This is a genomic window from Kribbella sp. NBC_01510, assembly GCF_045040325.1.
GTDB lineage: Bacteria > Actinomycetota > Actinomycetes > Propionibacteriales > Kribbellaceae > Kribbella.
The window spans coordinates 4,684,127-4,701,635 of the sequence record NZ_CP109418.1 but is presented as its reverse complement, the minus strand read 5'-3'; the positions used below and the strand labels follow the sequence as shown (position 1 = coordinate 4,701,635).

20 protein-coding genes are annotated in these 17,509 nt (G+C 69.2%); 14 read left to right on the top strand and 6 right to left on the bottom strand.

Annotated features, from left to right (window positions below; genetic code table 11):
- Positions 1 to 254: 254 nt before the first annotated feature.
- The 4 genes from OG558_RS23675 to OG558_RS23660 all read left to right on the top strand — a co-directional run bounded on the left by OG558_RS23675 (position 255) and on the right by OG558_RS23660 (position 3,855).
- The gene (locus OG558_RS23675; protein ID WP_405064934.1) at positions 255 to 587 is read left to right on the top strand and encodes a rhodanese-like domain-containing protein; all 333 of its coding nucleotides are present in this window, start codon (positions 255 to 257) and stop codon (positions 585 to 587) included.
- A gap of 32 nt (positions 588 to 619) precedes the next feature.
- A complete protein-coding gene (locus OG558_RS23670) occupies positions 620 to 2,038 on the top strand; it encodes a rhodanese-like domain-containing protein (protein ID WP_405064933.1) in 1,419 nt (472 codons plus the stop codon).
- Positions 2,035 to 2,856, top strand: a complete 822-nt coding sequence (locus OG558_RS23665; protein ID WP_405064932.1) for a sulfite exporter TauE/SafE family protein — start codon at positions 2,035 to 2,037, stop codon at positions 2,854 to 2,856. Before OG558_RS23670 ends, OG558_RS23665 begins: the two co-directional genes overlap by 4 nt.
- A gap of 393 nt (positions 2,857 to 3,249) precedes the next feature.
- Positions 3,250 to 3,855 carry a rhodanese-like domain-containing protein gene (locus OG558_RS23660; protein WP_405072208.1) on the top strand — a complete coding sequence of 202 codons (606 nt, stop codon included), beginning with the start codon at positions 3,250 to 3,252 and terminating at the stop codon, positions 3,853 to 3,855.
- Positions 3,856 to 3,889: 34 nt separating this feature from the next.
- On the opposite strand, the gene OG558_RS23655 is transcribed toward OG558_RS23660, so the two are convergent.
- Complete coding sequence (locus tag OG558_RS23655; RefSeq protein ID WP_405064930.1) at positions 3,890 to 4,276, bottom strand: HNH endonuclease family protein; 387 nt, start codon at positions 4,274 to 4,276, stop codon at positions 3,890 to 3,892.
- Positions 4,277 to 4,607: 331 nt separating this feature from the next.
- Here OG558_RS23655 and OG558_RS23650 point away from each other — a divergent pair, with 331 nt between their 5' ends.
- Positions 4,608 to 5,099, top strand: a complete 492-nt coding sequence (locus OG558_RS23650) for a hypothetical protein (protein ID WP_405064929.1) — start codon at positions 4,608 to 4,610, stop codon at positions 5,097 to 5,099.
- A gap of 152 nt (positions 5,100 to 5,251) precedes the next feature.
- A complete protein-coding gene (locus tag OG558_RS23645) occupies positions 5,252 to 5,437 on the top strand; it encodes a hypothetical protein (protein ID WP_405064928.1) in 186 nt (61 codons plus the stop codon).
- 48 nt (positions 5,438 to 5,485) lie between these two features.
- Here OG558_RS23645 and OG558_RS23640 read toward each other — a convergent pair whose 3' ends face one another.
- Both OG558_RS23640 and OG558_RS23635 read right to left on the bottom strand, forming a co-directional pair.
- A complete protein-coding gene (locus tag OG558_RS23640) occupies positions 5,486 to 7,663 on the bottom strand; it encodes a molybdopterin-dependent oxidoreductase (protein ID WP_405064926.1) in 2,178 nt (725 codons plus the stop codon).
- A 200-nt stretch (positions 7,664 to 7,863) separates the two neighbouring features.
- Positions 7,864 to 8,172 carry a TetR family transcriptional regulator C-terminal domain-containing protein gene (locus OG558_RS23635; protein WP_405072207.1) on the bottom strand — a complete coding sequence of 103 codons (309 nt, stop codon included), beginning with the start codon at positions 8,170 to 8,172 and terminating at the stop codon, positions 7,864 to 7,866.
- Between the two features lie 194 nt (positions 8,173 to 8,366).
- On the opposite strand from OG558_RS23635, the gene OG558_RS23630 reads away from it, so the two are divergent.
- The 6 genes from OG558_RS23630 to OG558_RS23605 all read left to right on the top strand — a co-directional run bounded on the left by OG558_RS23630 (position 8,367) and on the right by OG558_RS23605 (position 12,280).
- Positions 8,367 to 8,579: a hypothetical protein gene (locus OG558_RS23630; RefSeq protein ID WP_405064925.1), complete on the top strand. Its 213-nt coding sequence runs from the start codon at positions 8,367 to 8,369 to the stop codon at positions 8,577 to 8,579.
- The gene (locus OG558_RS23625) at positions 8,576 to 9,376 is read left to right on the top strand and encodes a histidine kinase (RefSeq protein WP_405064924.1); all 801 of its coding nucleotides are present in this window, start codon (positions 8,576 to 8,578) and stop codon (positions 9,374 to 9,376) included. The genes OG558_RS23630 and OG558_RS23625 overlap by 4 nt, the downstream gene beginning before the upstream one ends.
- A complete protein-coding gene (locus tag OG558_RS23620; protein ID WP_405064923.1) occupies positions 9,297 to 9,740 on the top strand; it encodes a sensor histidine kinase in 444 nt (147 codons plus the stop codon). Before OG558_RS23625 ends, OG558_RS23620 begins: the two co-directional genes overlap by 80 nt.
- A 188-nt stretch (positions 9,741 to 9,928) precedes the next feature.
- Positions 9,929 to 10,819, top strand: coding sequence for an Acg family FMN-binding oxidoreductase (locus OG558_RS23615; RefSeq protein ID WP_405072206.1), 891 nt, complete (start codon positions 9,929 to 9,931; stop codon positions 10,817 to 10,819).
- A gap of 97 nt (positions 10,820 to 10,916) precedes the next feature.
- Positions 10,917 to 11,744, top strand: coding sequence for an MBL fold metallo-hydrolase (locus OG558_RS23610; RefSeq protein WP_405064922.1), 828 nt, complete (start codon positions 10,917 to 10,919; stop codon positions 11,742 to 11,744).
- Complete coding sequence (locus OG558_RS23605) at positions 11,729 to 12,280, top strand: MBL fold metallo-hydrolase RNA specificity domain-containing protein (protein ID WP_405064921.1); 552 nt, start codon at positions 11,729 to 11,731, stop codon at positions 12,278 to 12,280. The genes OG558_RS23610 and OG558_RS23605 overlap by 16 nt, the downstream gene beginning before the upstream one ends.
- Here OG558_RS23605 and OG558_RS23600 read toward each other — a convergent pair.
- Positions 12,270 to 14,714 (bottom strand): GNAT family N-acetyltransferase, encoded by a 2,445-nt coding sequence (locus OG558_RS23600; protein WP_405064920.1) that lies wholly within the window; start codon positions 14,712 to 14,714, stop codon positions 12,270 to 12,272. The two genes, OG558_RS23605 and OG558_RS23600, sit on opposite strands and share 11 nt — an antisense overlap.
- A gap of 12 nt (positions 14,715 to 14,726) precedes the next feature.
- A complete protein-coding gene (locus OG558_RS23595; protein ID WP_405064919.1) occupies positions 14,727 to 14,975 on the bottom strand; it encodes a hypothetical protein in 249 nt (82 codons plus the stop codon).
- A gap of 152 nt (positions 14,976 to 15,127) precedes the next feature.
- Between OG558_RS23595 and OG558_RS23590 the strand changes: the two genes are divergently transcribed.
- Positions 15,128 to 15,952 (top strand): universal stress protein, encoded by an 825-nt coding sequence (locus OG558_RS23590; protein ID WP_405064918.1) that lies wholly within the window; start codon positions 15,128 to 15,130, stop codon positions 15,950 to 15,952.
- 70 nt (positions 15,953 to 16,022) lie between these two features.
- The gene (locus OG558_RS23585; protein WP_405064917.1) at positions 16,023 to 16,166 is read left to right on the top strand and encodes a hypothetical protein; all 144 of its coding nucleotides are present in this window, start codon (positions 16,023 to 16,025) and stop codon (positions 16,164 to 16,166) included.
- A gap of 142 nt (positions 16,167 to 16,308) precedes the next feature.
- Here the strand turns inward: OG558_RS23585 and OG558_RS23580 are convergent, their stop codons facing one another.
- Positions 16,309 to 17,274: an Acg family FMN-binding oxidoreductase gene (locus OG558_RS23580; RefSeq protein WP_405064916.1), complete on the bottom strand. Its 966-nt coding sequence runs from the start codon at positions 17,272 to 17,274 to the stop codon at positions 16,309 to 16,311.
- Positions 17,275 to 17,509: the final 235 nt, after the last annotated feature.

The window sequence follows — 17,509 nt, the reverse complement described above, 5'->3', positions numbered from 1 at the left end:
GTGACCGCGGCCGGTTTCAGCGGGAAAGAGGCCGACACCAAAGGGTCGGGCGCGATCGACCCCGTCCTTGACTACCGCATCCACGGCGACGCGTACGCACGGACCGCTCTGGCCAAGCTACACGGTTCAGTGCCACGCCGACGGCAGTCAGACCATGTTTGCGAATACCCCAGGGGGTGTTATCGTCAGGTTCATTAGATACCCCATGGGGTATCGACCTGATCACTTGGACAACGAGCGAAAGGACCTGCCCGATGCGGGTGACCATCCCCGAGATCGATGTCGACCAGCTCTCCGAAGCCGTCAGAGCCGGCGCTGCGCTAATCGACGTCCGCGAGCCGAGCGAGTACGTCGTCGGCCACGTCCCGGGAGCTGTTCTCATCCCGATGGGCGAGCTGCCCAGCCGCCTGGCCGAACTCGATCGGTACGCCGCGGTGTATGTCGTGTGCGCGTCGGGCAACCGCAGCCGCACCATGACCGACTTCCTCCGCCGGGCCGGCTTCGAGGCCTACTCGGTGACCGGCGGCACGGGCGGCTGGATCCGTTCGCGTCGCGCCGTCGTCACCGGCAACGAACCCCGCGCCTAAACCCAAACCCTGACACACCCCTTGGAACAGACATGACTGAAGCCATCGACCGGACACATCCGGCCAACTCTGCCGGCATCACGGTGATCTCCCTCGAGACACCGACACTGGGCGACCGCAGCTATCTGGTGCACGACGGCGAACAGGCCTTCGTGGTGGACCCCCAGCGTGACATCGACCGGGTGATCGCGTTGCTCGAACGGCACCGCCTGCGGCTGACCCACGTGTTCGAGTCCCACATCCACAACGACTACGTCACCGGGGGGCTGGCATTGGCTCGGCGAACCGGTGCGGCGTACCTGGTCAACGCCAGGGACAAGGTGTCCTTCGAGCGCACGCCGATCCGGGACGGTGAGGTCGTCGAGATCGGTGCACGGATGCGAGTCACCGCGATCGCCACACCGGGACACACCTTCACCCACCTGTCGTACACACTCACCGACGCGGCCAGCAACGCGCAACTGGCCGTCTTCTCCGGCGGATCCTTGCTGTACGGCGCCACAGGTCGCCCCGACCTGCTCGGTCCGGACCACACCGACGACCTGGTCCGTGCACAGCACGCCTCGGCCCACAAGCTCGCCGCTCTGTTGCCCGACACAGCCGAGGTGTTCCCGACCCATGGCTTCGGATCGTTCTGCTCCGCGACCCAGTCCGAGGCGTCGTCGTCGACGATCGGCCAGGAGAGGCAGACCAATCCGGTACTGATCCAGGACGAGGAGACCTACGTCCGCGAGTTGCTCGCCGGCCTCAGCGCCTACCCCGCCTACTACGCACACATGGCGCCGGCCAACACCGCCGGCCCGGCCGAGCCGGACCTCTCGACGCCGACCAAGGCAGACCCCGCCGAGCTGCGGCGACGGATCGATGCCGGGGAATGGGTCGTGGACCTGCGCACCCGCACCCTGTTCGCAGCCGGGCACGTGCCCGGCTCGCTGAACTTCGGGCTCGACGGCGCCTTCGCCACCTACCTGGGCTGGCTGATCGAGTGGGGCACCCCCCTCACCCTGCTCGGCGAGTCGGCCGAGGACGTGGCCGAGGCCCAGCGTGAGCTGGTCCGGATCGGCATCGACCGGCCGGCAGCGCACGCCACCGGCAAGCCCGAGGACTGGGTTGCCGGCACCGGACGCCGCGTCGCGGCGTTCCCGATCGCGACCTTCGCCGACCTTGCTCAGGTCCGCCACCATCGAGACGTCACCGTGCTGGACGTGCGCCGCAGCGACGAATTCGCCGCCTCCCGGATCGAGGGGGCGCTCAACATCCCGATCCACGAGTTGCCCGGGCGGCTGTCCGAGATCCCCAGTGGGGAGGTCTGGGTGCACTGCGCCGGCGGCTACCGCGCATCGGTCGCCGCATCGCTGCTCGACGCCTTCGGGCACCCCGTGGTCGCGATCGACGACTCCTTCGACAACGCGAAGCAGACAGGTCTGCCGCTGGCAGGCGCGGAAGCGTGATTCTCGCGATCGCAGCCGTAGCGGGCGCGCTCATCGGGCTCAGCCTGGGCGCGCTCGGCGGCGGCGGGTCCGTCCTCGCCGTCCCGGTCCTCGTCTACGTCCTCGGGCAGTCCCCGGCACAGGCGACAACGGGGTCGCTCGTCATCGTCGGCCTCACCGCCATGGTCGCAGCCGTCACCGCCTACCGCTCCGGCGCCGCCCTACTCGCAAGGGGCCTGACGTTCGGCGTGGCTGCCATCGGCGGCGCCGCAGCCGGCGCGAAAGCCTCCAGCCTGGTCCCAGAGCCCGTACTTCTGGCCGCCTTCGCCGCGTTGCTCCTCGTGATCGCCGCAGTGCTGGTCGTCCGCCAGATCCGCACTCGTCATGGCCTGCCAGCAGAACGCCGGCCAGCCCATGTCGACAACCCGATCATCACCTTCTCGCCCAGGTTCGCGTGCCAATGCCCACAAGCACTCAAGGTGCTCGTCACTGCCACCGCCGTCGGCGTGCTCACAGGCTTCCTCGGCGTCGGCGGCGGCTTCCTGGTGGTGCCTGCTCTGATGCTCGCGCTCAAGCTGCCGATGGAGTATGCCGCCGGAACCTCGCTAGTCGTCATCACCATCACCTCGGCGTCGGCGCTGGCGGTCCGAGCCGGCGCCGGCACCCAACCGAACCGGAGCCTGGTTGCGGTGCTCACCGCTGCGGCAGTCCTGGGCGGCTGGACCGGCGCCCGGCTGACGGCGCGCCTCGACACCACCAAACTCCAGACAGCGTTCACGGTGCTGCTCGTGCTGGTCGCCGGCTACACCGCCTGGCAGGCCGTGCCCGCACTCATCTGACCCCCCACCCACTGTCCAGCACAACCCGACGATCCGAGGGAGAACCACCATGTGCAGAACAGTCACCTGCAAAACGTGCGGCAAGACGACCTGGGCCGGATGCGGCCAACACGTCAAGCAGGTCATGGCAGGCGTCCCCGCCTCCCAACGATGCTCCGGCCACACCGCAGAGCCGACCGGCCGAACCGGCTGGTTCGACAAGCTGATCGGCCGCGCCTGAGCCGGCGGGCTGCGGTGTGTCCACCGTCGCCAGCCTGCGCCGGCACACCCGCCGGGATCACGTGTCCGACCTGCTCGACGGGTATGGCGCCTGGCTCCCGCTCACCGGAGGCCGGCGCCCAGCGCTGACGTCATGCCCAACTCCTCAATCCCACCTCTTCATGCGAGGCAGTCATTTCCACCACCGAACCGTCATCGAGACAGACCGAAAAGCTGACTCCCGCCGTCCTGCGCGAGCTACTGCGCGGCGAGGGCGCCCCGCGGCTGCTGGACGTGCGGACCCCGGGCGAGTTCCATACCGCGCACATCCCGGGTTCGTACAACGTCCCGCTCGACACCCTGCGCGAGCACCGCACGGAGTTGCGGCAGCACCTCGACGAACAGGTCGTGCTGATCTGCCGCTCCGGCAACCGGGCCGGCCAGGCCCAGCAGGCCCTCGCCGAAGCGGGCCTGCCGAACCTACGCGTACTCGCCGGCGGCATGCTCGCCTGGGAAGCCGCGCAATGCCCGGTGATGCACGGCAAGCCCCGCTGGGACCTCGAACGCCAAGTGCGCCTGGCGGCCGGGACCACCGTGCTGGTCAGCGGGCTGGCCGGTCTTGTGGTTCCCGGCGCGCACCTGGTCGGCACCGCCCTCGGTGCCGGGCTCGCCTTCGCCGCAGTCACCAACACCTGCGCATTGGGCATGCTGCTGTCCAAACTCCCCTACAACACAGGCCCGAAAGCGGACATCAAAGCCGTGATCGGCACCTTACCGCTGACCGGGCCTGAACCCGTGTGATCGCTTGGCGATCACACGGGCTGCGCAGAGTGCCTCAAATGAATGCTGACCAAAGTAGGAGGCCGCCTGCAGAAGAAACGCTCGACGCCTCGACGAGGACGCATACGCAGACGGATCGCACTGACCGTGAGAACAGGCGCGGCCCGTTGACACCTTGACACCCACTCCGGCCACGATCTCGTGAGCGGTGTGGAGATCGTGCCACCTGCAGGTACCGCAGCACATAGGTGCAGGGGTAGCCGCGGTTCATCGGCATCCACTCGCCCGGCCCGTCATCGTTCTTGGACGCGTTCGCCGGCCCGTCAACGGCCAGCAGGTTCGCGGCTTGGTCGTTAGCGAAGTCGACCCGCCGCTGTTTCGGCCAGCGGGCCGCGCCCATGTCCCAGGCCAGCGCGAGCTGGTAGATGTGGTCGATGTGCACCTTGGCCGGATGGCTTTTCGGAACTCGATCCTGCGACCGGTGTACGGGTCGGTCGCGAGTGTGCCGGCGACCACGACGCAACGGGATTTGCCGCAGCACCGGACCGCGGCCAGTTGTGCCGCGAGGACATCGTTGCGGGTTATCCGCACCTCCTTCCACCACGGAAGCGACGAGCGTTGGGTGAGCGACACGTTCTCGTCGCTCTCGCTTATCCCACAGTGCGAAAGGGACGGGACGTCTGACGGCCCTCCCGAACGACGTCCCGTATCCCTTCACGAGCGACGTCAGCGCCGATCAATGGCCTGGGGACTACCTGTGGATGTACCCGGCCATGCTGCTGATGCTCCTCTTCGTCGCATTCACCGCGTCGGTGCACGAGTACGCCCCTCCGACGCGCAGAATCTTCAGCCTGCTCGGGCTCTGTCTCGCGGTCGTCGCGGCCGCAGTCCTGCTCATCGACTACTTCATCCAGGTCACTGTGATGCAGCCGAGTCTCAAGAAGGGCCAACTCGCCGGCTGCGCGATTCTCACGCAGTACAACCCGAACGGTGTCTTCATCGCTCTCGAGGAGCTCGGATGCCTACTGATGACCCTCGCCCTCGCCTGCCTCGCCCCGGTGTTCACACAACCGACAAAGGTCGAGCGGACGATCCGGTGGCTCTTCGTGCTCAGCCTCGCAACTGCGGTGGCGGCGCGCGGGATCGATCCGGGAGATCTCTTCGAGGTCATTGTGATATCGACCGTCTGGTTGACGCTCATCGTCGCCGGGCCGCTCGTCGCTGTCGTCCTCCGACGCGCCGCCACCCGTTCTCGCCGGGCGTGACGCGCGCCGGCAAGACCGGGAGGTCAGGCACGTCGACTAGGCACGGCGAGCGCCCCGCAGCGGCGCGGACCGGAACGTGTGAGGTCACGCTCAGCGCCGTCCGTGACGAAGCCGGCGCACCCGCCAGTTCCTGCGCCACAGAGTGCGCTGCAATGGGGTCCCGTTTGGTCGCCCTGGACGGTCACGATCCCACGCTGACCGATCTGGGGATCGTGATCCAGGTGAGCTCGCCGAGCGATCCCGAGCGGGTCGCCGCGATGCAGCGCGCGTGGGAGGAACGCTGCCCGATTTATCTCGCGCTGCTGAACCCCAACTCCGTAAGTCTGTCCTTCCGCTGACCAGCTCACAGATCACTGAGCAGCGCCGGGGCCGGCAATGTTCGAGGCCTACTCCTCCTCGGAAGCGGTCCTGAGCGGGGCGATGTCGCAGACGCTTGCGCGTAGGGGGGAGCTGCCGCTGATCGGGTCGCTGGGTGTCTGGCGCAGGACGAGATTGAGGTTCGCACTCTCCGGGCCGTAGGGCGGGTAGCCCGGCAGCCCCAGTTCGTCGCAGGACTCCCACCAGCCGTGCTCGGCGAAGACGACGTCCGGGTCGAGGTTGGCGTTGAGTTTCGCGCGCGCCCGGACGCTGCCGCACGGGGTGTTGATGGAGACCCAGTCCCCCTTCGAGATGCCGCGGGCCGCGGCCGTGGAGGGGTGCATCTCGGCCTGCGGGTCCGGTGCACTCTTGCGCAGGGCAGCGACCTGTCGGTGCTGGGTCTCGCAGAAGAACAGCGATTTCGCACAGCTGAGGACGAGCGGGTACCGCTCGGCGAGGTCCGGCCTGGAGCGAGGGCTGGTGAGCGGCTCCTCGAACGTGGGGAGCGGTGAATACCCGTGGCCGGCCAGCGTGGCCGAATACAACTCCACCTTCCCTGACGGCGTGGCGAACCCGGTGTCGGCGTACTTGCGGTACCGCGTCGTCAACGGCACCCGCACCCCTTCCGGATGAGCCCGCAGCTCCTCCAACGTGATTCCGCTCGGCGCGAGCTGATGCCGCAACGCCGCCTCGATGTCGCCGTCCCAGAAGTGCGCGCCGAGGCCGAGCCGCGTGGCGAGGTCGAACACGATCTGCAGATCGGAGCGGGCCTCGCCGCGCGGCGCGACCAGTGGCTGTCGCAACTGGACCAGCGACTGCGCCTCCTGGCTGTACTCGAAACCGATCTTCAGGGCCTCGGACTCGAACGGGGACGTCACCGGCAGCACGATGTCGGCGAGCTCGGCCGTGGGAGTCAGGAACAAGTCGGCCTGGACGAAGAAGTCCAGGCGGCGCAGTGCTTCGCGACCACGGAGGCTGTCGGCGTGGGCCATCACCAGGTTGCCGCCGAAACCAACAAGCGCCTTGATCCGCCGGTCGAGGACAGCGGTGTAGAAGTCCTCGCCGGTGACGAACCCGAACCGCGCCGGCCCTAGCGGCCGCTCAGCGGCGCCCACCGCAGGCGGGCACGATTCGGAGAGGAACTCCTTGCCATCGATCGGGTTTGATGGCACCGCTTCGAACAGCACGTTCCCGCCCGGGACGTCCAGGCTGCCAGTCAGGGCGTAGAGGACGTCGATCGCCCGGATGGTCTGCGTGGCGCCGCTGTGCTGCTCGAGCCCGCTCCAGGTGTAGAACGCGACCGGTCGGGCCTCCCACAGCGTCCGGGCTGCGGCCACGATCTCCGCAGCCGGCACGCCCGTTATCTCCGCTGCCACCTCGGGTGGGAACTCGGCACAACGCGCTGCGAGACGCTCCCACACGGGACGACCCCGGACCTCGTCGGCGGCGTTGGTCCAGTCGCGGACGAAGTCGGCGTCGTACCAGCCGTTCTCGATCATCACGTGCGCCAGGGACAGAGCGAGCGCCGCGTCGGTGCCCGGCCTCACCCGAAGCCAGTGATGGGCCTTGGCTGCCAGGCCCGCCTTGCGAGGGTCGACGACGACCAGCTTCGCGCCGCGTGCCACTGCCGCTGCGGCGCTCGTGGCGTGGGCGAGGCGGGCGACGGACGGGTTGTACCCCCAGAAGAGGATGCAGCCAGCATTCTCGAGATCCGGAAGATAGACGCCAGGCACGGACGAGCCAAACGTGTAGAGCGGTGCGAGGTACCGGCCCCACCCGCACAACTCCATGTAGTTGCAGTAGTTCGGGCTGCCGAAGGCACGGATCAGCCGCTGGACCCAGTCAACGGCATCGCTGACCGCCGACGTGGACGGCGAGCTCGAGGCGAAGCCCACCGACTCCGGCCCATCCGAGGCAGCGACGGCCAAGAGCCGTTCGGCAACTGTGTCCAGGGCCTCGTCCCAGGAGATCGGCTCCCACCCCGGGTCCACGGAATCCTTGGGCTTGGTTCGCCTCCAGGGGTGGAGGAGCCGCGACTGGTGGTAGAGGATCGCCGGCGCAGCCTTGCCCTTCAAACAGATTGCCTTGCCGGTCGGATGGGACGGGTCGGGGTGCAGTGCGACGAACTTCCCGTCCTCAACTTCGGCGCGCGCCCCGCATCGCGACACGCACAGCGGACAGAACGTCGGGACCGGGTTCCCACCCATTACAGGATGATCGCTCGCGTCGCGGGCGTAGGCAACAACCCCGGCCGGTCCGTGTTGTGGCCCGCGGGTGGGCCCTCGCCGGGCCATGCTGATCGCCAGCGGCGACGGCGGGGTTGTCTACGAGGTGATGGGTTTCGTCGCGATCCAGAGTTGGGACGGGTGGCTCCGTCCCGCGACGTGAGTCAGGTCCGCTGCTGAGGTCACTCGGTTCCCAGTCGAGCACGCACTACCGCTCCGGCGCGGTCGCAGGCGGTGTCGTCTTCATGTAGGACCGCGAGCAGGCTGGCTCCGGCCAGCAGCGCACCGATCTCGAAGGCGAGTTGCGCCGGGTCGCCGTCGATCTTCCCACGTTCGTAGGCGCTTCTCGGCCTGGTCGAGCAGCAGGTCGCGCCAGTCGCGCTGGTAGGCGGCGATCTTGTCGTGCACCAGGCCCGGGCTGCCGCCGGCTCCGCGGCGGCCCGGACGAAAAGGCACCCACCGGGGAAAACGCGGCGTTTGACGTAGTCCAGGAAGCCCTAGGCCAGGCGTTGCAGCCGGGCCTGCCCGTCCTCACCGCTGACCAGCACCGGCATCACCACCTCCGCGACAAAGACTCCCGGGCGCCGTCGATGGTGTCGAGCTGGAGCTGCTCCTTGGCCCAGAAGTCCCGAAGCTGGGCGCCCCCAGCCCAGCGAGCTGCGAGCGGTTTCACAGGCGACCACCTGTGAAACAGCGAACCCGCGCCGCAGCGACCGCGAACCTCACAGCTCGGCTGACACTCGGCGCGCGGGGTCCATCAGCCGCTCCCGACGAACCACCCGCCGATGAAGAGCTTCCTGGGCGCACCGATCCGACCCGCGATCATGTCTTCGGCAACCTGTACCTGACCGAGAAGACCGGTGGCGCCGATTTCACAGAGGACGACGACGCACGGTGACCGTGCTCGCCGCTGCCGCCGGGGTGGTGATCGACAACGCCCGGCTGTACGCCGACACCGAGCAGCGCCGGCGCTGGCACGAGGTGACCGCCGAGATCACCCAGTTGATGCCCGGCGAGTTCGATCCCGAGCAGGCGCTCCAGCTGATCGCCCAGCGATCCCGCGAACTCGCCGAAGCGCGGGTCGCGGCAGTGCTGCTCGCCGAGGGCACCGACCTGGTCATGCGCGCCGTCGACGGACCACCGGAGTTCAACCGCTTCCTCGGCCGCCAGGTCCCGGCGGACTTTCCCATCCTCGGCCGCGCGACCGCCAGGGACGAGCAGGTCGTCATCGAGGACCTGGCTCAGTTCCTGAAGGACGCCGGCGGGACGGCAGACTTCCCTGAGGCGGCGAATCTCGGCCGTACGATGATGGCGCCGCTGCCGTCCGGCAGCACCGGCACCGGCGGCCTGCTGATCGTGGCCTCGGAACAAGGAGCGAACACCCGGATCTCCGAGGGCGCCGATCTGGTCCGGATGTTCGCCGGCCAGGCCACCCTGGCGCTGGAACGCGCCCAGGCGCAGCACGACCCCGACATGCTCGCAGTGCTCGAGAACCGCGACCGGATCGCCCGGGACCTACACGACGTGGTGATCCAGCGCCTGTTCGCCACCGGTCTGCAGCTCCAGGGCATGCACCGACTGACCCGCCCGGAGCATCAGCAGCGCGGTCGACGACATGGACACCACCATCCACGACCTCCGCGCCGCGATCCTCGAACTCCAACAACCCCCCGACGCCAGCTCACTGTGCGGTGACATACAGGCCCTAGTCGCCGAATACGCCGAACCACTCGGCTGCCGCCCCCAACTGATCTGCACCGGCCCGATCGACACCGTCGTACCGGCGACCGTCCGACCACAGATCCTGGCCACCATCCGGGAGTCGCTGTCCAACATCGTCCGCCACGCCCAGGCGACCCAGACAAAAGTCGAGGTCACGGTCGGTTCCGGGCAGGTCATCGCCCGCATCTGGGACGACGGCATCGGCATCGGTTCCAGCACACGCAGCAGCGGTCTGCGCAACCTGACCGAACGGGCCCAAGCTCTCGGCGGAACGGTACGGCTCACCGACAACGAGCCCCACGGCACCGTGGTCGAGCTCACCGCACCGACCGACTGACCAACCGCCGAACGGCCTCGCGAATCGGGACTCCTGCCCGCAGCGCCACCCGCCTCCAAGTGGCCACACTGAAGTAGGAGCACCAGTGGGAGGAGCGCCCAAGTGTCCAATCTGCAACTGCCGACGGAGCACCTCGACATCCTGCTCGCGGCGGCCATCGCCGCGCCGAGCATGCACAACACACAGCCCTGGCGGTTCGAGTACAGGGTCATGTCGTTGATGTCTTCCTGGACGGTTTACGCACCTTGCCCGCCGAGGATCTCACCGGCCGGGCGATGCGGATTGCGGCCGGGGCCGCCACCTTCAACCTCCGGTGCGCGGCCGAGTCCCTCGGTTACGGCACCTGGTTCGGCCTCGCGCCGTACCCCGAAGAGCCCGACCTGCTGGCGCGCATCGTCGTTGAGCCCACCGGCGCCCGGAACGAGGAACTGCGCGCCCTCGCGGTCCAGATCCCGCACCGCCACACCGATCGTCAGCCGTCCGACGACGGACCGTTGGCCGAGGATGTCCGGGTCGCCCTGATGCATGCGGCGTACGCCGAAGGTGCCGAGCTGACCCGGCTCGGCGAGCCCGAGATCCACACCGTGCTCGAGATGGTGCTCGACACCGACCTCCGCGAGATCAGGGACTGGCATCGCCGTGCCGAACGCGCCCACTGGGTCGGCGGAGAACGCACCACCGAAGGCATCCCCAGCTCAGCCCTCGGACCACGCTCGACCAGCTACCCGGCGACAGTCCGCGACCTGGCCGCCCAGCCGCTGGATCGGATGCGCCAGGAGACGACTTTCGAGGCCCACCCGGATGTCGCCGTACTGTCCACCGTTTACGACGAGCCCGCAGACCAGGTCACCGCCGGAGTCGCACTCGAACGCGTCCTGCTCACCGCGACCCGCATGGGTGTCAGCGCGTCGTTCCTCAACCAGCCGCTCGAGTTCGAGGACCTGCGCCGCAAGGTCCAGCACCTCACCCAGCGGCCTGGACACGCCCACATGATCATCCGCTTCGGCCGCAGCCGGCCCGGGCCGCACACGGCCCGCCTGCCGGTCGCCGACTTCCTTCCCACCAAGGAGCAGTCATGACCACCACCTTGCAGCAGGAGATCGAGCGTTGGGAGGCCGATCTCGCTCACCTGGCGGAGAACAGCGCCTCGGACGACTGGATCCTCGAGGACGCGCGATGACGAGCCTCACCTTCCTCGGCGCCGCCGGTACGGTGACCGGAAGCAAGTTCCTGATCGAGCGGGACCGACAACGGATCCTGGTCGACTGCGGCCTGTTCCAGGGCGACGCCCGGTGGCGCCGGCGCAACTGGGATCCCTTCCCGGTCGATCCGGCATCGGTCTCCGCCGTCGTGCTCACCCACGCCCACCTCGACCACTGCGGCTACCTGCCCGGGCTGGTCCGGCAGGGCTTCACCGGTCCGGTGATCTGCACCCCTGGTACGGCGGAGGTCGCGTCGATCGTGCTCCGTGACGCGGCGCATCTCCAGGTGGAGGATGCACAGCACGCCCGGGCTGAGGGGTACTCGAGACACGATCCGCCGCTGCCGTTGTTCGACACCGCCGACGCCGAGCGAGCCATCCGGCTCTTCGCGCCGTCCGCCGGCCGGGTCGAAGTGCCCGGCGGCGCCACGGTCGATCTCCACCGAGCCGGCCACATCCTCGGCTCCGCGTTCGCCGTCCTCGAATTCGACAGCAGCCGCCTGCTCGTCAGCGGCGATCTCGGCCGCCAGGAGCATCCACTGCTCCTCCCACCCGAGCTTCCGCCGGCTGTCGACACCATCCTGGTCGAGGCAACGTACGGCGATCGCCGCCACCAGCCGCTCGACCACGCGCGGCTTGCCCGGCTGATCCGTGCGACGACCGCCCGCGGCGGTGTCGTCCTGATGCCCGCCTTCGCCATCGACCGGACGGCGGTACTGCTGCACGAACTCACTGGACTGGCCCGCGACGGCCTCATCCCGCGGCTCCCCGTCTACGTGAACAGCCCATGTTGGCAGCGTTGAACGTCTACCGCGCAGCCGTCTCCGCCAAGTCACCCGAGCTGCGGCCCGAGATCGTCGGCGGCCCGGATCCGTTCGATCCCGGCGACCTGCGCCTGATCCATTCGGTGGAGGAGTCCATCCGGATCAGCGATCCCGGACGACCGTCCATCGTCATCTCGGCGTCCGGCATGGCGACCGGCGGCCGAGTACTGCATCACTTGGCCAGACTGCTGCCGGGTGCGCGGAACACCGTCGTACTCCCGGGCTTCCAGGTGCCGGGAACCCGTGGCCGGGCTCTGCTCGAGGGCGCTCGCTCGGTCAAGATCCACGGCCGGTACATTCCGGTCCGCGCCAAGGTCGTCGGACTGTCCGAGTTCTCCGCCCATGCCGACGCCGACGAGCTGATCAGCTGGCTCTCCTCCATGCCTCGGACTCCTGAGGTCGTCCATATCGTTCACGGTGAGGACCACGCCCGCGCCGAGCTCGCCCGGAGGATCCAGGACGAGCTCGGCTGGACCGCGGTGATGCCGAGCCACCTCGAGCGCATCAAGCTCTGATCAGGCCTGATCGCCGCGCGTACCAGTCGGGCTCGGGCGTCGCCGGCGTGAGGCGCATCCGGACATCGACCGCGAATGCGCCGGACGGCGACGCCGTCAGGGGGTTGATGTCGAGTTCGGCCAGCTCAGGAACCATCTCCGCAAGCCAGGCGACGCGATGGATGACCTCTAGCACGGCGTCCTGGTCAGCGGCCTGCGCGCCGCGATAGCCGGCCAGCAACGGTGCGCAGCGCAGCGAGCGCACCATCTCGGCCGCGTCCAGGTCCGTGAGTGGCAGTCCTCGCCATTGACGGTCGGCCAGCAGGTCGGTGAGGATCCCGCCGCTGCCGGCCATCAGCAGCGGGCCGAACAGCCTGTCCCGCACGACCCCGATCACCAGCTCGGTTCCACTCGGCGCCATCGCCTGGACCACGACCTGCGGATCTCCGGCTGCTGCGGCGATCTCGTCGTACGCCGTGGCCAGTTGGACCGCGTTGGCCAGTCCCACGCGGACGCCGCCGATCTCGGTCTTGTGCAGTACGCCCGGAGCAGCCGTCTTCAGCGCGACCGGATAGCCGGCCGTCTCAGCCGCCCGGATCGCCTCCGAGCGACTCGACGCGGCAACGACCGGGATTGTCGGAACTCCGGCGCACTGCAGGAGCTGGCCGGCCTCCTGCGGATCCAGCCAACCGCCGTCCAGGGTGTGCGCCAGGGATCGCCGGACCATAACTCGGGCACCGGCGGCATCGACCCGAGATAGCTCCGGTACGGCGCCCTGCGGCCTCGACCGCCATTCGGCGTACTGAACGGCGTGGGCCAAGGCACGCACGGCGCTCTCCGGGAACGGGAACACGGGCAAGCGGCGGCCATCCGCCAGCACGACTTCCGGCGCGGCGTGGGTCGCACCGACACAGTTCACCACGATCGGCACATCGGCTTGGACTGCGGAGGTGGCGACCGCATGGTAGATGTCGTCCACCCGGCCGGCGCGAGTCGCGGCGTAGCAGACCAGGACGGTGTCGACCTCGGCGCTGTCGACGACGACCTTCAACGCCTGTGCCAGGCACCTCGGTGACGCGGCTGCGCCGAGGTCGACGGGATTCCCGCTTCCAACTGCACCGAGCGGTTCGAGCTCACGCTGCACGGCCTGGCTCAGCTCCGGCAACTCCAGCCCGAGCCGTCCGGCCGCATCCGCCGCGAGTACCCCGGCGCCACCCGCGTTGCCAATGACGGCGACGCGGCGGCCACGCGGCAGCGGCTCGGCCGCGAGCACCCGGGCCGTCTCCACGAGTTCCTCGACGGTGTCCATCCGCAGTACTCCGGACTGCGCGAACAGCGCGTCGACAGCAGTCTCCGGCGTCGCCACTGCGGCAGTGTGCGACACGCCTGCGCGCCGGCCGCCCGCCGAGCGACCCCCCTTCACGACCAGGATCGGCTTCGTCCGGCCGACCAGGCGGGCGAGTCCGCCGAACTTGCGGGGGTTGCCGAAGGACTCCAAGTAGAGCCCGATCACCATGGTCCGCGGGTCGCCCCACCAGTGCAGCAGCAGATCGTTGCCGCTGACATCGACTTTGTTGCCGAGGGAGACGAATTCGGAGATGCCTAGTCCGCTCCGGCCGGCTTGATCGAGGACGGCGATACCGACCGCACCCGACTGGGCCGCGATCGCCAACGATCCGGGTGTCGGTGCCACTTCGGCGAAAGTCGCGTTGAGACTGACCTCGGGCGCCGTGTTGATCAGGCCGAGACAGTTCGGCCCGATCAGCCGGATGCTGTGCCGACGCGCGATCTCGAGGATCTCCTGCTGGACCTCGCGCCCGGCGGCCCCGAGCTCCGAGAAGCCAGACGTCAGGACGACCGCGCCCGCGACACCCCGCTCGCCACACTCCGTCAACACCCCTCGCACCTGCTCGACCGGAACGGCGATCACCGCGAGATCGATCTCGTGGGGGACAGCCGAGATCGACGGATACGCCGGAAGCTCCGCGATCCGGTCCGCGTGCGGATTGACCGCGAAGACCGCGCCGGTGAAGTTGCCATTCACGATGTTCAGGAGCACCTCATGGCCGACACCGCCGGGCTTGCGACCGGCCCCAACGACCGCGACCGCCCGCGGAGCGAACACGCGGTGCAGCGAGCGGCTCTCGGCTGCACGCTCGCGGTCGGCCATCCGCTCCAGCGTCGACGGCCGGTATGCCGTGTCCAGCACCAGCTCGACGACACCACTCTCGAGCCTGCGGACCTGTTCGAAGCCGGAGTTGGCGAAGACACGCAGCATCCCGGCGTTCTCGGCGAGTGTGTCGGCGCGCAGCCGCTGGACGCCCTTCTCGCGTGCCATCGCCGCGAGCTGCTCCAGCAGCAGCGTCCCGATCCCACGGCCGTGGACCGAATCCTCGAGCAGGAAGGCCATCTCGGCTTCGCCGGCGCGCAGCGGTTCGTAACTCGCTACGCCCACCAGCTGATCGCCCTACTCGGCCACCAGCACGACGTGCCCGTCGTGCGCGGTCGCCAGATGGTGCGTGTGCTCGTCGGCCAGCCTCCTGCTCATCCCGAAGAAGCGAAGGTAGATCGACCGGTCGGACACCCGTTGGTTCATCGCGTCCAACGCCTGCTCGTCCTCCTCCCGGAGCGGACGGATCCGCACGACCGACCCATCCGAGGCGAGGACATCCCAGCCCGCGCCGGGCCGTCCCTCTGCCTGCTCGATCGCCGTCATGACGTATCCTCTCGACACCCCACCAGCCCATCGCAACCGGCCGTACGGCAGACAGAGCCGTTGGCACCGCACCCTGGGGACCTTCGCCTCTGCGAGCGAGACGGTCCACCCGGCATCGTGACCGTGACAACACCCGCCCGGAGGAGATCGGCATGGCGGAGAAGAGAGTGGTCATAGGTATCGACGGCGCGCCCGACTGCGAGAACGCGATCCGCTGGGGAGCCGCCGAGGCGGCCGCGCGGGGTGTCGGGCTGCATCTGGTCCACGCCTTCGTCTGGGCCGAGTTCAAGGTGCCGCTCGGGGCGAGCGACGTCGCACCGGGACTGTGGGCGTATGCCGACGGGATCGTCGCTGATGCTCTCGAGCTGGCGCGGAAGTTCGAGCCCGGCCTGCCAGTGACAGCGAGCCGGGCCGATGGTTTTCCCGCCGCTGTCCTGCTCGCGGAGTCCCGGTGCGCCGAGCTGATCGTGCTCGGCAGCCGGGTTTCCGGCCGGCTCGTCGGTCTCCTCGTCAGCTCCACCGGCATGGAGCTCGCCACCCATGCTCACTGCCCGGTAGTCGTCGTACGACCCGGCGTGGACCTGGCCGTCGGCAGCCGGGTGGTGATCGGGTACGACGGCTCGCCGGCCGCGGACGCTGCGATCGACTTCGGGCTCGGGTACGCGCGACGGCACGGGCTCGTCGCCCGGATCGTTACGGTCCTGGCTGAGGACGAGGACGACGACCACGACCTCACGGCCGCGCTCCGGGCCCACCAGGACGCGCGAGCCGCTGAGTTCATCGAGGTGACCGGTCACCCTGCCGAGCTGCTGCTCGAGTGGTCTGCCGACGCCCAGCTCCTGGTCGTCGGGTCGCGTGGCCGGGGCGGCTTCTCCGGGCTCCTCCTCGGCTCGGTGAGCCAGACGGTGCTGCACCAGGCGCCCTGCCCGGTCGCCGTCATTCCACGCTCGGCGGTCGAAGTCCCTGATGCCCACTGACCAAGGTCGTTCGGCGCTGCCCGCGATCGGGTTATGACTGGTGTGCTGGAACTGACCAGAAGGGGTCACGATGTCCAGGAAGTTACTGGTTGCCTATGCCAGCAAGATGGGCGCGACCGCCGACATCGCTGGACCGATCGGCGACGAGCTCCGTACGCACGGGCACGACGTCGCCGAGTCAAGACCGTCGAGCCGTAGGACGCTGTCGTGCTAGGCAGTGCGATCTACGGCCGCCTCGCGGCTGGCGACCTGTCCGTCGTCGGAGCCCTGCACCGTCACGAGGACTGACTGCCGGCCTGGCGGCGTTCAGTACGTCGTAATCACGATACCGAGACGGCGACGCTCCCGGAGCAGGCTCAGTCGAGCAGTACGTCGGCGATCGGGCGGCGCGGCGTCAGCGGGACGGGCGGACCGTAGCCGACGCGGATGATGGCCTGCGGGCGCCGCCACGGGCCGAGTGGATCGTTGACGAGCCACCGCAGCGCGTCGTGCTCGATCGCCTGGTTCAGCAGGGAGGTCGACAATCCCCGGGCGGTCGCCTCGAGGAGAACTCGCTCCAGCGCCTGCCCGGCCCGAAGCCAGTGGGGCCGACTGTCGTGACGGGTCGAGAGCACGGCCAATTGCGGCTTCGGCTCGAAGCTCGCGAGCTCCCGGTTCTCGTCCGTGGGAGTGGCGGCCAGGTCCCGGACCGGCGACGTACCCCGGGGGCCCCGCGGCCCCAGCGCACTGCGCGGAACGCCGTCACCGACCCGGACGCCCCCGACCCAGCGACGCCGCTCGGCGGTCCGGTCCGGGTCCTCGTCGTCGAGAGCGCCCGCATCGTCGCTTGCCAGCTGCAACCATTCGCGCCGAGTCGCCGCGGTCGGCCACTCGAGCTCGGCCCCTTCCAGCCGGGCGGTCAGCACCAGCAACTCACGGACGTCCACCGGGACCCGGCGGCCGGAATACGGCTGCCGGTTGGTCCTGCGCAGGGCCAGGTACGGCGCCAGCAGCCGCAACTGTTCGGCCTCCGGGCCAGGCGTCAGCAACTCGACCTCGGCGACGAGCCCAGGACGAGCACGATCGAGCACGTACCTGATGTCGGTGCCGTGGCCGTGCCGGGCGGCGGCGACCCGGAGGTTGAACGCCGCGGCGCCGAGAGACAGGTACAGCATCCGCCGATCGGGATCCTCGGCCGGCAGCTCGCGCGCCGGGTCGCGGTGCACCTCGACCACCCGGTCGCGGAAGCGGAACTTCCAGGGCTGGGTGTTGTGGACCGAGGGCGCCGCGACGGCCGCCCGGAGCAGTTCGTCGCGAACGCCGGCCGGCAGGAATGTCGTCATCGCGTTCCTCGGCTCTGGAGTCGGTGCATCATCGGCGGGCCTGGTTCATCCGCCCCTCCCGGCCGCTGTGCCGAGGCGCCGGTTCGGACGCCCGCCGAAGTACGGCGAGGGACACGGTCGTGGTCTGCTGGATCCGGACAGTCAGCTCAGGGTCTGCGCCGGGCCGGCAGCCCGTATCCCTCACGAGTCCATTCGATCGCCCGCGTGGCAGGGCTCCCAGGGCCGAAAGGCCCCG